This is a genomic window from Rhodococcus artemisiae (assembly GCF_036327795.1).
GTDB classification, from domain to species: Bacteria; Actinomycetota; Actinomycetes; order Mycobacteriales; family Mycobacteriaceae; genus Rhodococcus; species Rhodococcus artemisiae.
Map to the genome: position 1 here is coordinate 435,062 of NZ_JAUTXY010000004.1, position 19,772 is coordinate 454,833.

26 protein-coding genes and 1 tRNA gene are annotated in these 19,772 nt (G+C 64.7%); 19 read left to right on the plus strand and 8 right to left on the minus strand.

Annotation, left to right across the window (positions count from 1 at the left end; translation table 11 throughout):
• The first annotated feature begins 51 nt into the window (after positions 1–51).
• The gene (locus Q7514_RS12050; RefSeq protein WP_330133474.1) at positions 52–1,491 is read left to right on the plus strand and encodes a hypothetical protein; all 1,440 of its coding nucleotides are present in this window, start codon (positions 52–54) and stop codon (positions 1,489–1,491) included.
• Positions 1,492–1,528: 37 nt separating this feature from the next.
• Here Q7514_RS12050 and glfT1 read toward each other — a convergent pair whose 3' ends face one another.
• Genes glfT1 through Q7514_RS12065 form a run of 3 tightly spaced genes read right to left on the minus strand, consistent with a single transcriptional unit; the run spans position 1,529 to position 3,883 of the window.
• Complete coding sequence (glfT1, locus tag Q7514_RS12055) at positions 1,529–2,419, minus strand: galactofuranosyltransferase GlfT1 (RefSeq protein ID WP_330133475.1); 891 nt, start codon at positions 2,417–2,419, stop codon at positions 1,529–1,531.
• On the minus strand, positions 2,412–3,245 hold the full coding sequence (gene wzt / locus Q7514_RS12060) for a galactan export ABC transporter ATP-binding subunit Wzt/RfbE (protein WP_330133568.1): 834 nt from the start codon (positions 3,243–3,245) through the stop codon (positions 2,412–2,414). The genes glfT1 and wzt overlap by 8 nt, the downstream gene beginning before the upstream one ends.
• Positions 3,246–3,304: 59 nt before the next feature.
• Positions 3,305–3,883 carry a bacterial proteasome activator family protein gene (locus Q7514_RS12065; protein ID WP_330133476.1) on the minus strand — a complete coding sequence of 193 codons (579 nt, stop codon included), beginning with the start codon at positions 3,881–3,883 and terminating at the stop codon, positions 3,305–3,307.
• Positions 3,884–4,035: 152 nt separating this feature from the next.
• Between Q7514_RS12065 and Q7514_RS12070 the strand changes: the two genes are divergently transcribed.
• Positions 4,036–5,235, plus strand: coding sequence for a cysteine desulfurase-like protein (locus tag Q7514_RS12070; protein ID WP_330133477.1), 1,200 nt, complete (start codon positions 4,036–4,038; stop codon positions 5,233–5,235).
• 33 nt (positions 5,236–5,268) lie between these two features.
• On the opposite strand, the gene Q7514_RS12075 is transcribed toward Q7514_RS12070, so the two are convergent.
• On the minus strand, positions 5,269–6,255 hold the full coding sequence (locus Q7514_RS12075; protein WP_330133478.1) for an NAD(P)H-quinone oxidoreductase: 987 nt from the start codon (positions 6,253–6,255) through the stop codon (positions 5,269–5,271).
• 111 nt (positions 6,256–6,366) lie between these two features.
• Between Q7514_RS12075 and Q7514_RS12080 the strand changes: the two genes are divergently transcribed.
• Together Q7514_RS12080 and Q7514_RS12085 are read left to right on the plus strand one after the other, a co-directional pair.
• Positions 6,367–6,837: a MarR family winged helix-turn-helix transcriptional regulator gene (locus Q7514_RS12080; RefSeq protein WP_330133479.1), complete on the plus strand. Its 471-nt coding sequence runs from the start codon at positions 6,367–6,369 to the stop codon at positions 6,835–6,837.
• A 27-nt stretch (positions 6,838–6,864) separates the two neighbouring features.
• A tRNA-Ser gene (locus tag Q7514_RS12085) sits at positions 6,865–6,952 on the plus strand.
• A 15-nt stretch (positions 6,953–6,967) separates the two neighbouring features.
• On the opposite strand, the gene Q7514_RS12090 is transcribed toward Q7514_RS12085, so the two are convergent.
• Together Q7514_RS12090 and Q7514_RS12095 are read right to left on the minus strand one after the other, a co-directional pair.
• Positions 6,968–8,152 carry a tyrosine-type recombinase/integrase gene (locus Q7514_RS12090; protein ID WP_330133480.1) on the minus strand — a complete coding sequence of 395 codons (1,185 nt, stop codon included), beginning with the start codon at positions 8,150–8,152 and terminating at the stop codon, positions 6,968–6,970.
• A complete protein-coding gene (locus Q7514_RS12095) occupies positions 8,139–8,633 on the minus strand; it encodes a helix-turn-helix domain-containing protein (RefSeq protein WP_330133481.1) in 495 nt (164 codons plus the stop codon). The genes Q7514_RS12090 and Q7514_RS12095 overlap by 14 nt, the downstream gene beginning before the upstream one ends.
• A 127-nt stretch (positions 8,634–8,760) precedes the next feature.
• On the opposite strand from Q7514_RS12095, the gene Q7514_RS12100 reads away from it, so the two are divergent.
• The 13 genes from Q7514_RS12100 (at position 8,761) to Q7514_RS12160 (ending at position 15,397) form a co-directional block, all read left to right on the plus strand.
• Positions 8,761–8,982 carry a helix-turn-helix domain-containing protein gene (locus Q7514_RS12100; RefSeq protein ID WP_330133482.1) on the plus strand — a complete coding sequence of 74 codons (222 nt, stop codon included), beginning with the start codon at positions 8,761–8,763 and terminating at the stop codon, positions 8,980–8,982.
• 95 nt (positions 8,983–9,077) lie between these two features.
• A complete protein-coding gene (locus tag Q7514_RS12105; RefSeq protein WP_330133483.1) occupies positions 9,078–9,689 on the plus strand; it encodes a hypothetical protein in 612 nt (203 codons plus the stop codon).
• A gap of 4 nt (positions 9,690–9,693) precedes the next feature.
• Positions 9,694–9,945 (plus strand): hypothetical protein, encoded by a 252-nt coding sequence (locus Q7514_RS12110; protein WP_330133484.1) that lies wholly within the window; start codon positions 9,694–9,696, stop codon positions 9,943–9,945.
• Positions 9,942–10,094 (plus strand): hypothetical protein, encoded by a 153-nt coding sequence (locus tag Q7514_RS12115; RefSeq protein ID WP_330133485.1) that lies wholly within the window; start codon positions 9,942–9,944, stop codon positions 10,092–10,094. Before Q7514_RS12110 ends, Q7514_RS12115 begins: the two co-directional genes overlap by 4 nt.
• Before the next feature lie 112 nt (positions 10,095–10,206).
• On the plus strand, positions 10,207–10,527 hold the full coding sequence (locus tag Q7514_RS12120; RefSeq protein ID WP_330133486.1) for a hypothetical protein: 321 nt from the start codon (positions 10,207–10,209) through the stop codon (positions 10,525–10,527).
• Positions 10,524–12,479, plus strand: coding sequence for an AAA family ATPase (locus tag Q7514_RS12125; protein WP_330133487.1), 1,956 nt, complete (start codon positions 10,524–10,526; stop codon positions 12,477–12,479). Before Q7514_RS12120 ends, Q7514_RS12125 begins: the two co-directional genes overlap by 4 nt.
• Positions 12,476–12,778, plus strand: a complete 303-nt coding sequence (locus Q7514_RS12130) for a WhiB family transcriptional regulator (RefSeq protein WP_330133488.1) — start codon at positions 12,476–12,478, stop codon at positions 12,776–12,778. The genes Q7514_RS12125 and Q7514_RS12130 overlap by 4 nt, the downstream gene beginning before the upstream one ends.
• Positions 12,775–13,197 (plus strand): hypothetical protein, encoded by a 423-nt coding sequence (locus Q7514_RS12135; RefSeq protein ID WP_330133489.1) that lies wholly within the window; start codon positions 12,775–12,777, stop codon positions 13,195–13,197. Before Q7514_RS12130 ends, Q7514_RS12135 begins: the two co-directional genes overlap by 4 nt.
• Before the next feature lie 160 nt (positions 13,198–13,357).
• Positions 13,358–13,486 carry a hypothetical protein gene (locus tag Q7514_RS12140; protein WP_330133490.1) on the plus strand — a complete coding sequence of 43 codons (129 nt, stop codon included), beginning with the start codon at positions 13,358–13,360 and terminating at the stop codon, positions 13,484–13,486.
• A 171-nt stretch (positions 13,487–13,657) separates the two neighbouring features.
• Positions 13,658–13,888, plus strand: coding sequence for a hypothetical protein (locus Q7514_RS12145; RefSeq protein ID WP_330133491.1), 231 nt, complete (start codon positions 13,658–13,660; stop codon positions 13,886–13,888).
• The gene (locus Q7514_RS12150; protein ID WP_330133492.1) at positions 13,885–14,298 is read left to right on the plus strand and encodes a helix-turn-helix domain-containing protein; all 414 of its coding nucleotides are present in this window, start codon (positions 13,885–13,887) and stop codon (positions 14,296–14,298) included. Before Q7514_RS12145 ends, Q7514_RS12150 begins: the two co-directional genes overlap by 4 nt.
• On the plus strand, positions 14,295–15,182 hold the full coding sequence (locus tag Q7514_RS12155; RefSeq protein ID WP_330133493.1) for a major capsid protein: 888 nt from the start codon (positions 14,295–14,297) through the stop codon (positions 15,180–15,182). The genes Q7514_RS12150 and Q7514_RS12155 overlap by 4 nt, the downstream gene beginning before the upstream one ends.
• Positions 15,182–15,397 carry a hypothetical protein gene (locus tag Q7514_RS12160; protein ID WP_330133494.1) on the plus strand — a complete coding sequence of 72 codons (216 nt, stop codon included), beginning with the start codon at positions 15,182–15,184 and terminating at the stop codon, positions 15,395–15,397. Before Q7514_RS12155 ends, Q7514_RS12160 begins: the two co-directional genes overlap by 1 nt.
• Before the next feature lie 191 nt (positions 15,398–15,588).
• Here Q7514_RS12160 and Q7514_RS12165 read toward each other — a convergent pair whose 3' ends face one another.
• Complete coding sequence (locus Q7514_RS12165; RefSeq protein WP_330133495.1) at positions 15,589–15,972, minus strand: hypothetical protein; 384 nt, start codon at positions 15,970–15,972, stop codon at positions 15,589–15,591.
• Between the two features lie 238 nt (positions 15,973–16,210).
• Here Q7514_RS12165 and Q7514_RS12170 point away from each other — a divergent pair, with 238 nt between their 5' ends.
• The gene (locus Q7514_RS12170; protein ID WP_330133496.1) at positions 16,211–16,666 is read left to right on the plus strand and encodes a Panacea domain-containing protein; all 456 of its coding nucleotides are present in this window, start codon (positions 16,211–16,213) and stop codon (positions 16,664–16,666) included.
• A gap of 796 nt (positions 16,667–17,462) precedes the next feature.
• Positions 17,463–18,296 (plus strand): SDR family NAD(P)-dependent oxidoreductase, encoded by an 834-nt coding sequence (locus Q7514_RS12175; protein WP_330133497.1) that lies wholly within the window; start codon positions 17,463–17,465, stop codon positions 18,294–18,296.
• A gap of 78 nt (positions 18,297–18,374) precedes the next feature.
• Here Q7514_RS12175 and Q7514_RS12180 read toward each other — a convergent pair whose 3' ends face one another.
• Positions 18,375–19,607 (minus strand): HNH endonuclease signature motif containing protein, encoded by a 1,233-nt coding sequence (locus Q7514_RS12180; protein WP_330133498.1) that lies wholly within the window; start codon positions 19,605–19,607, stop codon positions 18,375–18,377.
• Positions 19,608–19,772: the final 165 nt, after the last annotated feature.

Sequence of the window (19,772 nt, forward strand, 5' to 3'; positions counted from 1 at the left end):
TCTTGCGCTGGTTAGAGTCGATCCGTGCCCGAGACGCGTAGAGGCGGTGCTGTGAGTTCGACGGTTCGTGCGACAGCAGGCGGCATGCTCATCGGCGGTGGCGTTGCGATGGGTGCGTACTCCGGTGGCTGGTTCCTGATCCTTGCAGTGCTGTTCGTCGTACTCGGTACGGGCACGATCGTCACCGCCCTGTCCCGTTCTACCTTCCCCGTGGCCGGCGGTGATCCGGTGCCCGTCGACGTCGATCTCATCGATCGATCCGCACCGAACCTGGCTTTCTCGTCCACTCTCATTGCGGGCCGGGCGCATCCTCGGGGAGACGCACCGTTCTCATTCCGGACCCGCGCCGCCCTGTCGAACTCCCAGGTCGCGGAGATCGTTGCCGACGGACGGGGCACACTGCCGTCGGAGGCGGTCGGTGAACCCGGAGCAGCCCCCGTGATCGAGCACGGCGGTGCGCGAGCGCGCACATCCACAGTGGTCACAGCACTGGTGGCGATGTGGGCGACGATGCTGTTGCCGCCGAGCGACTTCTGGGATTTCACACCGGAAAGCACGGCGGCAGTGTCCGCGCAACCTGTCGACGAGGTCGCCGGGACCGACGCGCTGTCGCTGGGGGACCTGTACGACGACGCGCTTGCCCACCTGCGGTCCGAATCACCGGAGTCACTGAATTCGCTTCTGCAGATCCAGACCTACGACACCTACGCGATAGTGGATGTCTACCTCGGGGGAGACCGCGCGCGCACCTACACAGGTTGGGAGGGCAGGTGGACAGTCCTCGACGGCAGCACCGATCGACGCACCGCAGACACGTTCACCGCCGACGAACTGCAGGAGTTCTCGGCGCAGCCGTTCCTGGCAGAGGCCGCGGCCATGGTGCCGCCGGAACTCGCGACACCTGAACGATTGATCGTCTCCCGCTCCGACGACGACATCCTCGGGGAGACCCGACCGATCGTCGCTGAAAGCTGGTTCGACGGGTCGTCGACCCGGATTCATGCAACGGCCGACGGCACCGTTGCACCCTGGTGGCCCGCCGAGGATCTCGCCGCAGGGTTACAGCAGGTCGAGACCGCCCTCGCTGCGCGGGGGATCTCCGCCGCCGACCCGCTCGTCAAGGAGATCTCGTTCGATTCCGGTAATACTCCCGGATTCATGCTCGACTACTACCGCGGCGACACCTACTACCGAATGTGGCTCCGTGGAGGAAGTTTCAGCGAGCCTGACGAGGCCATGAGCGACAGCGACCTTCCCCGGTTCCGGCTGGCGGACGTCACCGCGGACACTTTGGAACGGGTGCGCGACGACGCGATGAGCCGATTCGGTATCGATCCCGTCGACCGAGGTGCCGCCGGCGTGGACATCGGATTCTGGGGCAGTGAGGGTGGGGAACGCAGCGACGACATCGTGATCGTCGTGGATTACAGCAGCGCGCGCGGCGGGGGTGAAGCCGTATACACGCTAGGCGGGGACTTCATCACGGAGTGAGGGGAAGGCGGTTCGTGGCAGAACGAGATCTGCGAGATCAGGGCCGGGAGAACTTCTCCTCACGACCCAACTTGCGGAGCCGCACCCACTCACGCAGACCCGACGGGTCGCGACGGGTAACCAGGAAGTACCAGCCGAACCGCACCCACTCCTGCGGCAGCAGCCGACGCAGCCCCGGCTGCGATAACAGGTAGCCGCGGTTGCGGTACGTGAAGTACCGCTTGACGTCGTTGTCGGGGAACTGGGTATGCATCCGGCCGCCGAGGATCGGCTTGAACTCGTCGGCGCCGTCGGGATGGAGATACGCGGTCTGCAGGCACGTCCCGAAGGGAAGCCCCGAGCGCACCAGCCGGCGGTGGACCTCCACTTCGTCGCCGCGCACGAACAGTCGAAGGTCGGGCACACCGACCGCGTCGATCGCGTCCGCGGTGAACAGCGCGCCGTTGAAAAGCGAGGCGATACCGGGGAGCAGGTCCTCGTCGCCGAGTTCGTGACGCCAGCGCCGCCACACCACACCGCGACGCAGCGGGAACGCCAACCGGTCGGGCTCGGCGATGTCGCACACCACCGGCGACACCTCGGCCAGGCCGTTGCGCTCAGCGCAGTCGAGCAACGTCGCGAGGACCTCGTCGCCGTCGGGGCGACCGTCGTCGTCGGCGAGCCACACCCGGTCGGCGCCCAGCGACAGCGCGTACAGGATGCCGAGCGCGAAGCCGCCTGCTCCGCCCAGATTGTGCTTCGAACCGAGATAGGTCGTGGGTATCTCGACCACGTCGACCAGCGCGCGCACCTCGTCTTCGTCCGCATTGTCCACTACGACGAGGTGATCGAGCGGTCGTGTCTGCGCAGCCAGCACCTTCAGCGATTCGGCCAGCAGTTCACGTCGGCGATGGGTGACGACGACGCCGATGATGCGTTCGTCAGGCACCGTTACCGCCCGTCGAGGATTCGGCGGTACGTTCACGCTCGAGTTCTTCGAGGACGGTGTGCACGTGGTCGCCTGCATCGTTGCCCTCGTAGGCGCGCACCACTTCCTCGATGCCGCCCTCCTGGCGGATCTGGCCGTGATCGATCCACATGGCCCGGTCGCACAGCTGCGCGAGGAACTCGTTGGAGTGGCTCGCGAAGACGAGAATGCCGGATCGCGCCACCAACTGTTGCAGCCGGACTCGCGCCTTCTTCATGAACTCGGCGTCGACCGCGCCGATGCCCTCATCGAGCAACAGGATCTCAGGATCGATGCTCGTGACCACACCCAGCGCGATGCGCACCCGCATACCCGTCGAGTAGGTGCGCAGCGGCATCGACAGGTAGTCGCCGAGCTCGGTGAACTCGGCGATCTCGTCGACCTTCGCGAGCATCTGCTTGCGGGTCATGCCGAGGAACATGCCGCGGATGAGGATGTTCTCGTAGCCGGAGATCTCGGGGTCCATGCCCACACCGAGGTCGAAGACCGGCGCGACCCGCCCCCGCACCCGAGCCGCGCCGCGCGTCGGCTCGTAGATACCCGACAACAGGCGCAGCAGCGTCGACTTGCCGGCACCGTTGTGCCCGACCAGTCCGACACGATCGCCTTCCTTGAGCGACATCGTGATGTCGCGAAGCGCTTCGACCACGACGACGTCGGAGTCGTTACGTCCGATCGCGCCGCCGGCCTTGCCCAGGAACGCCTTCTTCAGCGACCGGGTCTTGGCGTCGAAGATCGGAAAGTCGACGCATGCGTTTCGGGTTTCGATGCTGACTCGGCTCACGATGCTGCTCCAGACGCTGACACGAGTTTCGAGCCTACCGGTCCGCTTCCAGCACCCGACGCCTACAGGTACTGACCGGTACCGGTGTGGCCGTGACCCTGCTGGTCATCCGGCCCGCCCTGGATGTTCAATCCGGGAGGCAGCGCGCCCTGACGCATCTGCTCGAGCTGCGCGCGGGCTGCCATCTGCTGGGCGAACAGCGCGGTCTGGATCCCGTGGAACAATCCCTCCAACCAGCCGACGAGCTGGGCCTGAGCGATGCGGAGCTCGGCGTCGGACGGTACGGATTCTTCGCTGAACGGCAACGCGAGCCGCTCGAGTTCGTCGCGCAGTTCGGGAGCGAGGCCTTGCTCGAGCTCCCTGATCGAAGAGTGATGGATCTCTTTGAGCCGGGCACGGCTCGCATCGTCGAGGGGAGCGGCCTTCACCTCTTCGAGTAGCTGCTTGATCATCGTGCCGATGCGCATGACCTTCGCGGGCTGCTCGACCATGTCGGAGAGCGTCTCCCCGGTTCCCGCCTCGTCCTCGGACGCTTCCTTCGGCTGCCGCGCCTCGGGCTGTGCCTCGTCACTGCGAGGAACACGGACGGGTCGGCCGTCCGGACCGATCACCAGAACATCGTCATTCTCGGGATGCGTCATGAGTCAATTCTGGCCTTTCCCGGCGATCGCCGCGGCGCCGACCCGATCGATGAGCGAAATGTCCGCGATTTCCCTGCCCGAGCGTACCCATCGGTAGGTGGTTGCCGGGCGCGAGCGACCACCGATTGACTCCAAGATTTAGAGTGTCTGCCATGGCTTACGACGTTGCCCGGATTCGGGGGTTGATCCCCTCGCTCGGCGACGGTTGGATCCACCTCGATCCGCAGGCCGGTATGCAGATCCCCGACGCGGTGTCCCGCACCGTGTCGACAGCGTTTCGAAATGCTGCAGGATCTGCGGCGGGCCGGCACATCTCGAACCGTCGAAGCGCAGGGATCCTCGATGCGGCGCGCACCGCGATCGCCGACGTGGTGGGCGGCGACCCGTCCGGCGTGGTCCTCGGACCCAGCCGCGCGGTGCTGCTCGCATGGCTGGCCGAATCGCTGAGCCCACGGCTCGGGCTCGGCACCGGCATGGTGCTCTCACGTCTCGACGACGAAGCGAACGTGGCGCCGTGGCTGCGGGTGGCGAGCCGTTACGGCGCGCAGGTGCGGTGGGCCGAGGTCGAGATCGAGACGTGCGACATGCCGGCCTGGCAGTACGAGGAACTGATCACCCCGACAACGCGCCTGGTCGCGTTGTCGGCGGCTTCGTCGGTCGTGGGATCGGCGCCCGACGTCCGTGCGGTGTCCGACCTCATCCACGATGCGGGAGGTCTGATGGTCGTCGATGCCGCAGGTGCCGCACCGTACGCCCACCTCGACATGGCCGATCTCGGCGCCGACATCGTCACCGTCGACGCGGCCGCCTGGGGCGGGCCCCAGATCGGGGCGCTGGTCTTCGCCGATCCAGCGCACCTCGACCGGGTACCGGCGATGTCGCTCGACCCACACGCGCGCGGGCCGGAACGGCTCGAAGTGGGTGGCCATCAATACGCGCTGCTCGCCGGTGTCACCACATCGATCGACTTCCTGGCCTCGCTCGATGACGAAGCCACCGGCAGCCGACGGGAACGGCTCGAGATTTCCATCAGCTCGATGCAGCACTACCAGGACAAACTATTCGAGCGGCTCCTGCGCCAACTCGACAGTCTCAGCGGCGTCATGGTGCTCGGGCGTGCGTCGAGCCGAGTGCCCACGATCAGCTTCACGATCGACGGTGTGCCCGCCGACAAGGTCGCCACGCACCTGGCCGATCGCCGCATAGCGACCGTTGCAAGCACTCGCGGGACGAGCCGGTTGCTCGACTCACTGGGGGTGAGCGACGAGGGCGGCGCCGTCAGCGTCGGCCTCGCGCCCTACACCACAGCGTTCGAGATCGACCAGCTCGTCCGCGAACTCCGCAACTTCTGATCTCGGTCGGTTTCTGATCTCGGTCTGCGCGGCCTACCTGCTGTCGATCTTCAGCACGACCTTGCCCACGGTCTCGGGGGAGTCGAGCAGCTCGTGTGCTTTGGCAGCGTCCGTGATCGGAAGCTCGGCGTGCACGACGGGCTGGACCTTGCCTTCGTCGACCAGCGGCCAGAGGTGTTCACGGACAGCAGAGACAATCGCGCTCTTACCCGATTTGCCCGTGTCGGGTCGGCCGCGCAGGCCCGTGGCCGTGACGTGGCCGCGCTTGGCGAGCAGCTTGCCGAGGTTCAACTCGCCCTTGGTACCGCCCTGCATGCCGATCACCACCAGCGTGCCGTCGGGTGCGAGCACGTCGATGTTCCGCGACAGGTAGGCAGCGCCCATGTTGTCGAGCACGACGTTCGCGCCGCCGTAGGTTTTCTTCACCTCGACGACGAAATCCTGGTTGCGGTAGTCGATCGCCAGGTCGGCGCCCAGCTCGCGGCAGCGATCGAGCTTGCCGGCGGACGCCGTGACCACCACCGTCGCACCCAGAGCCTTGCCGACCTGGATGGCATGTGTACCGATGCCGCCGCCACCACCGTGTACCAGCAGGACATCTCCACGGGTCAGACCGGCGCCCATGACGACGTTCGACCACACCGTGCACGCGACCTCGGGCAGTGACGCTGCCGCAGCGAGATCCATGTCTTCGGGTACCGGAAGCAGTTGAGAGGCGGGAACCACGACCTGTTCCGCGTATCCGCCGCCGGTGAGCAGCGCGCAGACCCGGTCGCCGATCTTCCACCCGGACACTCCCTCGCCGAGGTCGGCGATCACACCGGAACACTCGAGTCCGAGGATCTCGCTGGCTCCGGGCGGTGGCGGGTACAGACCTCGACGCTGCAGCAGGTCGGCTCGGTTGACCGCGGTGGCGGCAACATCGAGAAGAACCTGTCCGGGACCGAGCTGCGGGTCCGGTTGTTCGATCCACTGGAGAACTTCGGGCCCACCGGGTTCGGTGGCGACGATTGCGTGCATGTCGACGACGTTATCGTGACGGGCTCGAGATATGGCAATGACTCGCGCACATCCTCGCCTCGGAATACCTGGCGGTAACTTCCCGGGCACGTCGGTGATTACACTTCCCGCGTGACCGGCGAACATGACACACCGAACTGGCTGACTGCGGAGGAACAGGACGCCTGGCGGCGGTATATGGACGGCAACAGCCGGCTGATGGAAATACTCAACCGAAACCTGCAGGACCAGCATGGGTTGTCCCTTGCCGAATACCGGATTCTGGTCATGCTGACCGAGGCCGCCGAGGGGTCGCTGCGTATGAGTGAACTGGCCGACGGTGTGCTGTCGTCCCGCAGTCGCCTCACTCACCAGATCCGGCGCATGGAGTCCGATGGAATGGTCGTTCGGAGTTCGTGTCCCGAGGACGGTCGTGGCGTGCTTGCCACCGTCACCGGCGAAGGCCGTCGTCGCCTCGCGGAGGCTGCTCCCACCCATGTCGACGATGTGCGCACCAACCTCATAGATCTGCTGAGCAAGAGCGAGCTGAACACCCTCGGCCGAATCTTCGCGCGCGTGGACGAAGCCCTCGCTGACAAGTAGATCGGCGATGCAGTTAAGATTTGGCACGGAAGCGTGGCAGAGCGGCCGAATGCACTCGCCTTGAAAGCGAGCGTCGTGAGAGCGACCGGGGGTTCAAATCCCTCCGCTTCCGCCAGAGCCCCTCACCTGTTCACACAGGTGAGGGGCTTTTTCGTGCCTCTGTGGACTGCTCGACCGGTTCCGGTGGGCACATATTGGGCACACCCGCCGCCGAATAGGCATGATCGAGCACGACCGCAACAGCGTCCAGATCCTCGTCGAACAGGTCGCTGTACGTGTCCAGCGTCATCGCCGCTGACGCGTGTCCGAGCATCCGTTGCAGTGCCTTCACGTTCACTCCGGCCGCGACCGCCAACGATGCCGCGGTGTGCCGCAGGTCGTGCGGGGTCACCCGTTCAATGCCGGCCCGCTTCACTGCCAGCTCGAACCATCCGCTGTGGCTGACCGGTCGGCGCATGTGCTCGCCGTCGCGGCCGGGGAACACGAGATCCTCGCGACCGCGTCCCTCGCATTGCTGCGCTACCGCGTCGAGGACGAAGGCCGGCACCGGCACGGATCGCACCTTGTCGCCCTTCGTGGTGCCGACGACGTGCTTCATTCGGACCTGTACCGCGTTCTCATGGACGGTGAGACGACGCCGCAGGAAGTCGATGTCCCGTACCCGTAGCCCGATCGCTTCACCCCACCGAAGTCCGCAGTAGGCGAGGACCAGGACGAGGGCACCGTTGTGGCCGGCCTCGTGTACGAGGGTCGCAACGTCGTCGGGCGTGAGGTACTTGTGTCGACGCTTCGACTTCCGTGGCAGGTTCTCGACTCCGCGCGCCGGGTTCTTCACGATGCGACCGTTCTTCACGGCGTCGTCGAGGATGCCCGCGAGGATGCCGTACGCCCGGATCACCACGGTGGCGCCGGATCCCTTCTTGACGATCTCATCGTCGTCATCGAGTTCGTCGCGCCCCATGTCGGCGATCCACCGTTCGACGGTGCCGAGCTTGATGTCAGCGATCCGTGTCGATGACCAGCGCGGTTCGACGTGTGTGCGCCACGATGAATCGATCGCGTTGTACGTTGAGGCTTTGGTGTCGACCTTCTTGCGCGCCAGCCATTCCGGTGCCAGCTCTCCGACCGTGATGCGTCCAAGGGACGGCGGCACGTATTCGCCGCGCATCTTCTCGACTTCTACTGTGGCCGCGAACCGCTCAGCTTCCCGCTTCGACTTGAATCCGCGCTTCTTCGACTGGGTTCGGTCGGGCGTACGGAAGCGGACCATGTACCGCTTCCCGGAGGATGTTTCGTACGACTCAATCGTCGCCATGGCGCCGAGCCCGTCCGTCCGCGTCGAATCCGAGCTGCTTACGCATGTAGGCGTGTTCCGGGACTGCATTCAGCCGGAATGCGTGCATCTGACGCCCGTTTGGGCTTTCTGCGCCTACGACGAGGGGCGCGTCAGCAACGAGCCAATCCCACACGACCTCGAACCGGTATTTGGCATCGGGGTCTGTGAGTGCGGACCTTCCGGTCGACCACTCCTCCATGTCGTAAGCGTGCGGCATCAGCAGGGTCGCGGGGGAGACGTCGAACACGATCGCCAGTGCAACAAGGTCGTCCGTGTCCACGCGCCGCCGCAACGACTCGATCTTGCGAAGGCCGAGCGTGGGGATGTGCCGACCGATCTTCGCCAGCTCCCGACTCAAGTCCGCGAACGACAGATTGCGGGTCTCGCGTAACCGCTGCACGTTGCGTGCCACATGCACACCTGTCGGGCCGAGTGAATCGATTGGGGATGGTTCAGTCATACGGAACAGCATATGCGATCTTTTCGATCCCTATGCAGATCCATTTGACACGCACTCATTCGACTGTTACCAATAGATCTCGATAGCGATTAAAAAGATCGCTCCAACGATCGAAAGGGAAGCTTCGATGAAGAAGACGATCGTCCCGGTGTCGGCACTCGCGACGCCGGAAGAAGCTGCCGAGTACCTGCGCAGCACGGCCGTAAAGCTGGCGAACGACCGCTACCGCGGAATCGGACCGAAGTTTGTGAAGCACGGCCGGCGAGTGCTCTACCGCTGGTCCGACCTCGAGGACTACGTCAACTCGAATGTCATGACCCGCACCGACGACCGACCGGGTGCCGCCTGATGGCCGCAACGAAGAACGTCGCCAGCGGGGGAGTTACAGCTCCGATTCCCGCTGACGACGCCGACCAGCCCAACCACGAAGTAAGGACTAGATCAGTGACAGATTCTACCCCCACCCCCGCAAGCTACCTCGTCGTTGTCATCATGGCCGGCGTCAAGAAGGTCGTCGGACACGCCGTCACATTCGCCCAAGCGCTCGACCGCGCCACGTCTCACGCCGTCGAGCACTTCGGCGCCACCGAGTTCACGCGCCACATCACCGACAGCGCACTGTTCGCGATCGCACCCGACGGCAAGACGATCGAATACCAGATCACCCCGCACGACCGTCCGGTGCCCGAGGACGAACTGTCCGCCGACGAGGTCGATGGGCTGACAGAAGCGACTGCTCCCGAGGGCATCCTCGTCGACCCGATCCCCACGGTCTACCAGAACCTCGAAACGCTCGGCCCTGATGCCGATTGGGGCGACGGGGACAACTTTCTTCTCGCAGAGGTCACCCGCGGCGTGTTCACCGCGCAGGTCTGGCGTCATGACTGCATCGAAGAGAGCCAGCCGCACAGCGAAATCGAGATCACGATCGACAGCACCGGTATGCAGGGCGGCGAAATGTTCCACGACCTCTGCGTCTTCCCGGCCAGGTCGACGACTACCACCAGGTCACGACGGCGATCTTCGCGGCGTACCAGTACATCGTCGGGCAGGTGAAGTGATGTCCTCCATCTTCGTCGAAGCCTTCGATGCACCAGTGTCTGCGCGCTGCATCGGCAACGTCGGTACCGAATCCGAAATCAGCGTCACATTCGGCCGGGACATCCGCGCGTACCTGAGCCCGGAGGAGGCACGCCGCCTCATCGACGAGCTCCAGGAAGCCTGTCGACAGGCTGCCCATGCAGAGGCCCGAAAGCTCCAGCGCGACGAGGACGAGATCCGCGCGGCTGCCGACATCCGGGAGGGACTGTGACCACCACCCTCGAGTTCTTCCTCATCGTCGTGATCGTCACCCAGAACGTCGCGATCATGCTCGTCGGCATCTGCAACATGCCCGACCGAAAGGTCCGGCACGACAGGTTCGGCGAGGACGCCACGAACGCAATGAGGCGATCACCGTGACCTGACGAACAGCTCCACCCGTGCCAAGAGGGTCTGCGAAACCACGAAGCACTCGGGCCGGGAGCCCCGATCGAGGACTCCCGGCCCACCGAACCCGAAAGGACGCACCCGAATGCGTCAAGACAAGCGTATCCCGAACGGGGCCGCCAATGCGCTCGCTGCGGCGCACTCCGACCTCCTCGCGCTGGCACAGCACTGGGTCTCCCATCTCTCACCCGGAGCCACATTCACCGCCGCACAAATGGCGCTGTACCTCCCGCCCTACGCAGACGACAAGCCTTGCCGCCGTGGAGCACTCGTACGCGAACTACAACGCCGCGGCTACATCGAGTTCCACGGCTACGGACCCCGTGCCGCAGACGACGACTGGGACGCACCTGCGCGGGTGTGGCGACGCACCGACGTCCGCGTCGATGATCGGGGTGCAGCGTGACTCGGGCCGCGTATGACCGACTGGTCGACCGTCTCACGGACGCCGGCAAGCTCGTTCGACCCCGAAACAACAGCCAGGCTGTCGCGCAGTGCCCCGCCCACGACGACAGCAACCCCTCGCTGTCGCTGACACGCATCGAGGGCAGCGTGCTGGTCCACTGCCACGCAGGATGCTCGACCGCTAACGTGATGGACTCACTCGGACTGCACCACCGCGACGTATTCGACGACCCGGCCGGAACGAGCTACGCCTACCGCGACGGACGCACCGTCTTCCGTACCTACGAAGACAACGGCCGCAAGAAGTTCCGCCAGTCGGGCAACACCAAGGGGCAAGATCTCTACCGGGTCGAACGACTCGACGAGGTCGCCACCGGCACACCGGTCTACGTCGTTGAAGGCGAGAAGGACGTGCACGCCGTCGAATCGGTCGGTGGTGTCGCTGTCTGCTCCGCGATGGGAGCCGGGAAGGCCGGCCAATTCGACTGGTCCCCACTGGCAGGGCACACCGTGGTAATCGTCGCCGACGACGACGAACCTGGGCGTAAGCACGCCCTGGATGTTCACAAGATCGTTGAACCGATCGCTGCGGGTGTCGTTGTGGCCACGGCGAGGGAAGGTAAGGACGCCGCCGACCACATCGCCGCCGGGTGCGGACTCGACGAACTTGAGATCGTCGATCTCGGTGGGCAGGCAGGCCGGCGACTGAAGGTCACCCGCGGTGCGGACGTGAAGATGCAGCGGGTTCGCTGGGTCATGGAGGACTGGATACCGGCCGGGTCACTCACCCTGCTGGCCGGCCGAGAGGGTCTCGGTAAGTCGACGATCGCCGCCGAGATCTGCGCGCAGGTCACCCGCGGCAAGCTCGAAGGGGAACTGCACGGCACCCCTCAGAACGTGCTGTACGTCCATTCGGAGGACTCGCGGGAGTTCACAGTCGCGCCCCGATTGAAGGCCGCAGGGGCCGACATGGACCGTGTCCTGTTCGTCGACGTCGAGACCTCGCACACCGACACCGGGACACTGATCCTGCCGCTCGACACCCTGGCGCTCGAAAAGGTCATCGCACAACACCGGGTCGCGTTCGTCGTCCTCGATGCCGCGACGTCGTCCATGTCCTCGGAGCTGTCCGGCAAGGACGACCGCGCGGTGCGGCAGTACCTCGAACCGCTCGCGCAACTCGCCTCACGTCAGGGCTGCGTCGTGTTCGGGCTGTGCCACTTCGGCAAGCGCGACGGGGCCGACACCGGAAAACTCATCCTCGGGTCGATCGCGTGGTCCCAGGTCGCCCGATCCGTGCTGTCCGTCGCCAAGGACGAGGACAGCGGCAACCTCGTCGTCACCAACACCAAGGGCAACCTTGCGCCACGTGTCCGGTCGATGGAGGCGACGCTCGAATCGACGACCGTGCAGACCGAGGACGGGCCGGCGGAAGTCGGTGCGCTGAAGTGGTTGGGGGAGACCACCCGGGATGCTCGGGAATTGCTCGGTGGTTCCGACGATGAGGACGACGACCGGACCGAGACCGAACGCTGGCTCGAGGACTACCTCACTGAGAGCGGGCCGACCGCACGTAAGGACGTCCTGGCGGCCGCGGCGAAAGAGAAGTACGCCGACCGGACCGTCAAGCGTGCAGCGAAGTCGCTCGGCATCGTGTCGACCGTTTCGGGATTCCCGCGCACTGCAACATGGTCGCTTCCCAGTCGGGCCACGCTCGACGAGAACGGACCTCATGCACGAGAGAGTGGCCCTACTGGCCCAACTGGGGCTGACCAGCGGAAACAGGTTGGCCCCACTGGGGAAAAACCGCAGTCGGGCCACGCTCCCGAGAATGGCCCGACTGGTGTCCTCACTGCCGTCGACGAGCCTTCCGAACCTGCTGTCCGCACCCCCGGACGCCGTGCCGGACAGTGGCTCGGCTCCGGTGAACCGATCGGAGATCCAGCCGCATGACTCGCCGCAAGACCTCGCACCTGCCACGCATCCCCGACTTGATCGCCGGGCTCGTCGACCCCCGACTGCATGGCGCGCGCTGCACCGGGCGCGCACCGCTGTTCGATGCCGAGCTACCCGACGAATCAGTCGAGAGCCGATCCGCCCGACTCGCATGGGCACGCGGTCAATGCGCCCGGTGTCCCGTGCAAAGCGCGTGCCGCACCGCAGCCGCAGAACTCAGCAATCCGTCCGGAGTGTGGGCAGGCACCGCCCGCGGCCTCATCGGACGACCCACCACCAACCAGGAGTCAGCATGACCAACATCCCCGCATCCGACACCCTCGCCGAAGTCGCCACACTCGTGAAGACACAACTCGACTGGATCACCGACGAGATCTGCAGCAACGTCCAAGACAACGACGATGCCGCCCGCATCGAGGTCGCACTCGACGCGCTGTCCGACCTCGCCACGAAAGTCGTCGAACTCGCAGCCCGACGCCTCGACACCGCCACCTACTCCGATGGCCGGCCGATCCGCTCCCGCATCGAACTGAACGAACAGAACTCTGTGTTCTCACACCTGTGGCCGTCCGATCCCGCCCTCGCCACAGAGCAGCGCGTCGAACTCTCCGGGCACGGCAGTCACGCCATCGTGCACATCGTGCCGCCCTCGACACTGCGAGTGGAGAACGTCCGGACCCTCGCAGTCACGCAGGCAAGCGAGGGCGACGCCTGATGCGAGTACAGCCGAACACCGTAAAGCCGCGAGTGACCCGCCGGCCACGAGAACGACGACCGATCCAGCTCACCATCGCGGGCCACAGCTACGCCCTCAGCGTCGTCGAGGCTCGACGTCTCGCTGACGCGCTCATTGATACGACCGAGGAGACCACCCGATGAGGATCAACTACGCACCCACCGTCCGGGCCCGCAGCAAGCGAGCACCCCGCCGCTGCCTCGAAGCCAAGTGCCCGCAGCTCACCAAGCACCGCAGCCAGCGCTGCCCCGACCACCGCACCCACTGACAGACCCCCACCCCGAAAATTCTGGAGGGGGGAGGGGTCCCTGACTTCCCTTCGGCCTAGTCAGGCTTTTTTTACGGACCGGATTTTTCTACGGGCAAAAACCATCCACACGCTGCACCGATGACGCCGAAAACCGGCTCTCGGAACCCTCTCCACACGAAGGATCGCACCATGACCCACGACACCACTGAACCCGAACCGGCCGACGACTCCGTGACCGCGTTCGCAGACGAGTTGGCCGGCCTCGACGTGGCCGCGACGCTCGCCGACCCGGACGACCGTGACGAGTACCGACGTTCGGTGCCGTACGGCCGTGATGGGCGCCCGGCCCGCGACCTCGACCGGCTCGCCACCCCACCCGGCTCCGATGCCTGGTTCGACCCCGACCAGGACCCGCAGTGAACGACATCCCCGAACTGTTCGACCTCGGCGACCGGGTGCTGCTCGGACCCCGCCCGGCCGCCGAGGTCGCGGAAGTGATCCGCGTCGCCGGCCAACTCCTGACCCGCGCGCAGATGCCGCCGCTGCCGCGCCGTTTGGTCGCGCTCGCCGAGCACCTCGAACGTTTCTCCGATCCTGCCGTGCACGGTAGTGCGGCACTGCCGCAACAGGATTCGTCGATACCGTCCGAGCATGCGCCGATCCTCCTCGACCCGATCAGCACCTCGGATGCGGCCCGGATCCTCGGATGCACCGAGAACGCCATCCGGCAACGACTCCGCCGCCACACACTCCCCGGGCGCCGCGTCGCTGGCCGCTGGTGGATCGAACGCGCTGACCTGACCACCTCACCGAAGGAGCACGAATCATGAGCTACCCCCTGATCCCGAAACTGACCGGCCGACAGCTCACCGTCGACGCCGCACTGAACGCCCCGACCCTGATCACTCAGCGCATCGCTGCGCTGACCTCAGACCAGTTGGTCATCGACAAGTTCCTGTCCGCGACCGGGCAGAAGGTCGAAGGCGGTGCACTGCTCTACACCCAGGCGAGCGCCGAGAACTTCTACACGACCCGTGACGTCGAAGAGCGTTCACCGGGCGCCGAATACCCCGTCGTGCAGGGTGAGCGTCCCGCCCCGAAACTCGCGGAGGCTGAGGATTGGGGCGGCAAGTTCTGGGTCACCGACGAGGCCCGGGAACGAAACAATGTCTCCGAGTTCGACGACAACGTCACGCAGTTGGCGAACACCATCGTCCGGAAAATTAATCAGCGGGTGATCGACGCTGTCGAGGCCGCGATCACCGGTAACGGCGTGGTCCCCGGTCACGACTGGGGCGCTGTGATCACCACGGGCGTGCCCGAGGAGCTGACCCCGAACAACGAGCGTCCGGCCTCCGACTGGGCGTCCGCGCAGCTGGCCGCCGACATGGACGAGCTCGGCGTCACGTACGACCTGCTGGTGCTGCACCCTCAGGAACACCGTGCGCTCAAGGTCGCCTACGGGGAGGACCTGGCCGCGGTGCTCGCTTCCAATGGGCTGTCGGTGTTCACCAGTCCTCGACTGGCTCCCGGCACCGGGTATGCCGTCGAGAAGGGCAAGGGCGGGATTATGGCGTACGAGAAGCCGCTGAACACGACGACGTGGCGCGACGAGGCCCGCCGCATCACCTGGGTCCAGAGCTTCGCTGTCCCCGCGGTCGCGATCACGAATCCTCCGGCGATCAAGAAACTGACCGGGTTGGGCGGCGTGTGATGACCACACGGAAGCCCACGGCGGAGCAGGAGCAGAAGTACCGGCGCATCGTCGCGAACGCTGTCGACAGTGGCAGGATCTCAGCTTCCCGACGTGGGAGTTGGCTCAATCGGATGCGTCAGCACCCGGTCGCCACGATCAACACGATCACCGCGCTCGCTCCGACCCGGCCCGCTGCACCGGCTGAACCGTCCCTGCCGGCCTGGTTCAGCTGACCACATAGACGTCGGCGTCAAACTCACCCACCCGGACGTGTCAGCCCGGGACCGGGAATGCATGGCCGGAGAGGTGCGCCTGTTCGTCCTCGTCAGAGGTCCGGACCTCCTCGCATCGATGACCCGACCAGCGCCGAACACGGAACACCCCGGACCTCACCACGAGGCCGGGGCGTTCTGCTCTCAATCTGCTACCGATACCAGAACCCGATGGCCGGCGGTTCCTCCGTCCGAACGAAGAAGCTGGAGATTTCCCCGCTTGGAAAGTCGCTGCCCACCCCACCGTCAACCATCACTGCACCAGCATCCGGATTCTCCGCGTCCGTGATCTCGACTGTGATCGCCACCCCGGATCCATTCGGGTTGCGCACGGTTACCGCCGGATCCTCCATATCGAGATTCCAGACCGCAGAGCGTGCCCGTTCCTCCAGCCACTCCCTCACCGATTCTGAGTCCAGGAAGGACTCCACAAGCTTCTGCGATCCTGGACGCCCGCGCGAGATCAGCCAGACTCCATCCTTCTGGTTGACGGTGTAGCCGATCCGCGTCGCAAATTCGTTGAGGTCGTCGTTCATGCGGAGGAGTCTAGGCAGTGCCCCCGCCCGCCAGTGCCGAGCGACTGTCGGCAGCCCCGAGAATTCTTGAGGGGGGAGGGGTATGTGGACTGGCAAGGGATGCCACCATCATCGCTGCTGGTAACGGCCCCAAGTGCAAGGCCGATGTACACGATGTCGTAGATTGCCGCTACGGTCAGGCTCTACGGGTAGAGAATGGTGTTGACAGATGCTTACAAGTGGGAGCGGGGTGGGAACAGTGGCAGATACTTACAGTGCAAGCACGATTGCGAAGTGGTTCGTGGCGTGGGCGGACGACGAAGACGCCCTCACCAATATGAAGCTCCAGAAGCTGCTGTACTACGCCCAGGGGCACCACTTGGCCCGATACGGGCGCCCGTTATTCGATGACGAGATTCAGGCTTGGTCACACGGCCCCGTCGTTCCGTCCGTCTATCGGCAGTTTAAGCGCTTCGGTGCGGCACCGCTTGAGCTGCGCGACGAAGACGCGTTCTCTTGGGATGACGTGGACTCGGAGACGGCGGACTACCTCGGCCAAGTGTGGAATTCCTATGGCGGGTTTACTGCAGCTCGCCTCCGAAACATGTCTCACGATGAAGGCCCCTGGATTGCAGCCTGGGGGCAAGGGGATAGCCGAGATTCAGAGATCGGCCTCGCTTCGATGACGTCGTTCTTCGAGTCCATCACCGTTTAGAGTGGCCAGTGGGGAAGAATCGTGGTAATCGGCCTGCAGCACCGAAGGGTGGCGTTGCATCGAAACCGACTGAACCGGTCAATCATGACAACGAATCCCCCAAGTTTTGCCTCCGACACCTGGTAACTGACTTCGATGTGGCCGCCTTAGATCAAGATCGCGTCAAAGCCTTCGCCGGCACGCTTCAGAAGCTGTGTGGGCTGACGTGGAGCGATCTTGGCAGAGCACCTCGGCATGGGGTGGGGTACGAGCACATTCACCGCCGATCAATTCATCCATCGGTCCCTCAACGGTTCGAGGACTCGGACAAATTCATGACGTTCCGGTATTGCGGAAAATTGCCTATGGCCGGAGTGCGGGTGAAAGATGTCTTTCACATCTTATGGATTGAGCCCGAATTCAACCAGCTCTACAACCACGAATAGGACTGGGTCGCTCAGCGATTGGGGATGTGCAGAGTCCGCAATGTCACTGCTTGGAGCGGAGGGGCTGCCGTCCAACCTCACGTGACGGCACGAGGTTCACGCGGTGGGCACATTTTGGGCACACCTGCTGTCGATTCGGTGCGATTGGGTGTGATCCCGGTAGTAGTGAATTTGCAGGTAGAGGCGTTTTGCGCTCGCTGACCAGAGAGTCTGGGAGAGTTCAAATCCCTCCGCTTCCGCCAGAGCCCCTCACCTGTTCGAACAGGTGAGGGGCTTTTCTGTGCGCTCGAAAAGACTGTTGTGCCGGACCTTCAGAAATGTCATTCTTGTACATAAGAACTGCATTTCCGGATTGGACGCAAGGGGACCCGATGGCTTCGACCGATGGCGAATTCGCGAGGCGTTACGGATCGTGGGGACTGGTGGTCGGGGCGTCGGAAGGTGTCGGAGAGGCATTCGCTCACGCCCTCGCCGAACGCGGAGTCGATGTCGTCCTGCTCTCGCGACGTAAGCGGAACCTCGACGTTCTCGCCGAGACTATCCGCGAGCGCCACGGAGTGAAGACCAAGGTGCTCGCGGTCGACCTCTCCGAATCCGACGCGGTCGCGCACATCGTCGAGGGGACGGCCGGGCTCGAGATCGGAATCGTGCTGTACGGCGCCGGAGCTGATTCCTCACCCGCCCCGTTCCTCTCACGTTCCGTCGAGTCCGCACTCGCGATGGTTCAGCGCAATTGCGTCACCTCTATGGCGTTGGCGCATCACTTCGGAGCGGCCATGGTCGAGCGAGGCAGGGGTGGCATCATCCTCGTGACGTCCGGATCAGGTCTGCGTGGCTGTTCGAACATGGCGGCCTACTCCGCATCGAAGGCTTTCGACCTCGTGATGGGTGAGAGCCTATGGGCCGAATTCAATCCTGAAGGTGTGGACGTGTTGTCGCTGGTGCTCAGCCGAACGGATACCCCGGCATTGCGTCGGCTGATGCTCGAAATGGGGCAGATCGAGAGCCTCGACACGCCGGTTCCAGGCGCGACGAGCCCCGAGGACACCGTGGCGCGCGCTCTCGAGAATCTCGACAAAGGGCCGACGTGTCTTGTGGGGGAGCAGCTGCAGCAGTCGGAGCAGTATTTCTCGACGCTGACGCGGAACGAAGCCGTTCGTGTGATGGCCGAGGCCACGCGCTCACTCAACACCGCCGCCAAGTAGGCGGACGCACACAGCCACCGGCCCCAGGGCGCGGGTGCGCACTGGTGACGGTGGCTGTCTTTGTGTTCTGTTGTGTAGCTAGACGACCAGATCCGGCCTGTTCCCCGGAATCGGCTTCCGGAACAGATCCACACTCGCAGGTGGAACGAACTGCGGCCGACGCGCTTCGGTCATCTCGACTTCCCACTCGGTGTGGTGCATCAACCGGTGGTGATGTCCGCAGAGCATCACCAGGTTGTCGAGGTCGGTATCACCGCCGTCGACCCAGTGGTGAATGTGGTGGGCATCCGCCCAGGCCGGCGGGGTACTGCACCCTGGGAAGGCGCATCCGCCGTCGCGGACAGTCAACGCTCGCCGTTGCGCCGTCGTCGCGGAACGGTGCGTCCGCCCGTGCGCCAGCGGGACGCCGTGTTCGTCGAGCAGGAGCCGGGTGACCTGGCAGTCGCACGCGAGCATCCGTGCGGTGTCGATCGACAGTGGTCCGGCCCAGGGTTCGGTCGCGTATCCCTGTTCCGGGGAGTGCGCGAAGAGTTCTCTCACGGCGGTGTTCTTCGTCAGATCCGTGATCGACGCGGTGACCGTCACGTGCGGTTTCACACCGCCTTCGACGGGCACGAGACCGGCGGCTTCGATGCACTGCAGAAGTTGCTCGAAGGCGTCGGCGGTGCGCCGCGAGGCCGGCCGGTCGTCTTTGATGCCGTTCGTTTCGGGTCTCGGTGCCGACAGCGGTGAGAGCAGATGCCGCAGGCGTGCGCCGGTGACGGCGTCGAATTCTCCTTTGATCGCCACTCGCCCGTGCAGAGTGGTGGAGACGAACAGTTCGTTGCGGGTGGTGTCTTCACCGGGTGGTGGTCCGTCGTCGGTGCCGTAGAGGTGCTCGAGTCGGCGGATCAGGGCTCGGACGGTGGTTTTGGTGGCGACCTTCTCGCTGGCGTGGTCGATGAGGATGGTGCGGGCTTTCTCGAAGTCGCAGGGGTTCATGGTGCGGGGGTAGTGCTGGCAGAAGTAGGCGATCTGGCGGGCTTTGTCCGCAGCCACCAGCCCGGAGCTGTATGCCTCACGTACTTCCGGTTCCAGTCGCAGTAGACGAGCCAGGGATTCGATGCGGTGGCATTCGCCGAGTTCGAGGTTCGTTGCGGCGGCGAGCCAGTGTGCGGGGCTGCGGTAGCCGTGGTCTTCGACGGTGTCGCGTTCGTACATCGCGATCATCAGATCCACTCGTTGCACCTGCATGGTGTGGATTTCGGCGGACACGGCGAGTGTCTCGGCCATGAGTTGCTTGTTGTCGAGTTTCCAGAGTTCCCCACCCATGATCAGATTCTATCGAACTAGCATTCGATTTGCAAGACTCACTCGAACATACAATCGATATTGGCGGTGGTGGTCTCGGTTCCAGCTCGGCGGCGCGGTGGAGTCCTCCGGCCAGCGGAGAATTCAGATCAGAGTGATTCTAATTGTGTACCAACATAATTCAGT

Coding starts and splice junctions, on each gene's coding strand:
- Q7514_RS12065 (WP_330133476.1), bottom strand. CDS start 3,883: ATGACGCATCCCGAGAATGACGATGTTCTGGTGATCGGTCCGGACGGC.
- Q7514_RS12070 (WP_330133477.1), top strand. CDS start 4,036: ATGGCTTACGACGTTGCCCGGATTCGGGGGTTGATCCCCTCGCTCGGC.
- Q7514_RS12075 (WP_330133478.1), bottom strand. CDS start 6,255: ATGCACGCAATCGTCGCCACCGAACCCGGTGGGCCCGAAGTTCTCCAG.
- Q7514_RS12090 (WP_330133480.1), bottom strand. CDS start 8,152: ATGGCGACGATTGAGTCGTACGAAACATCCTCCGGGAAGCGGTACATG.
- Q7514_RS12095 (WP_330133481.1), bottom strand. CDS start 8,633: ATGACTGAACCATCCCCAATCGATTCACTCGGCCCGACAGGTGTGCAT.
- Q7514_RS12100 (WP_330133482.1), top strand. CDS start 8,761: ATGAAGAAGACGATCGTCCCGGTGTCGGCACTCGCGACGCCGGAAGAA.
- Q7514_RS12110 (WP_330133484.1), top strand. CDS start 9,694: ATGTCCTCCATCTTCGTCGAAGCCTTCGATGCACCAGTGTCTGCGCGC.
- Q7514_RS12120 (WP_330133486.1), top strand. CDS start 10,207: ATGCGTCAAGACAAGCGTATCCCGAACGGGGCCGCCAATGCGCTCGCT.
- Q7514_RS12130 (WP_330133488.1), top strand. CDS start 12,476: ATGACTCGCCGCAAGACCTCGCACCTGCCACGCATCCCCGACTTGATC.
- Q7514_RS12135 (WP_330133489.1), top strand. CDS start 12,775: ATGACCAACATCCCCGCATCCGACACCCTCGCCGAAGTCGCCACACTC.
- Q7514_RS12140 (WP_330133490.1), top strand. CDS start 13,358: ATGAGGATCAACTACGCACCCACCGTCCGGGCCCGCAGCAAGCGAGCA.
- Q7514_RS12145 (WP_330133491.1), top strand. CDS start 13,658: ATGACCCACGACACCACTGAACCCGAACCGGCCGACGACTCCGTGACC.
- Q7514_RS12155 (WP_330133493.1), top strand. CDS start 14,295: ATGAGCTACCCCCTGATCCCGAAACTGACCGGCCGACAGCTCACCGTC.
- Q7514_RS12160 (WP_330133494.1), top strand. CDS start 15,182: ATGACCACACGGAAGCCCACGGCGGAGCAGGAGCAGAAGTACCGGCGC.
- Q7514_RS12165 (WP_330133495.1), bottom strand. CDS start 15,972: ATGAACGACGACCTCAACGAATTTGCGACGCGGATCGGCTACACCGTC.
- Q7514_RS12175 (WP_330133497.1), top strand. CDS start 17,463: ATGGCTTCGACCGATGGCGAATTCGCGAGGCGTTACGGATCGTGGGGA.
- Q7514_RS12180 (WP_330133498.1), bottom strand. CDS start 19,607: ATGGGTGGGGAACTCTGGAAACTCGACAACAAGCAACTCATGGCCGAG.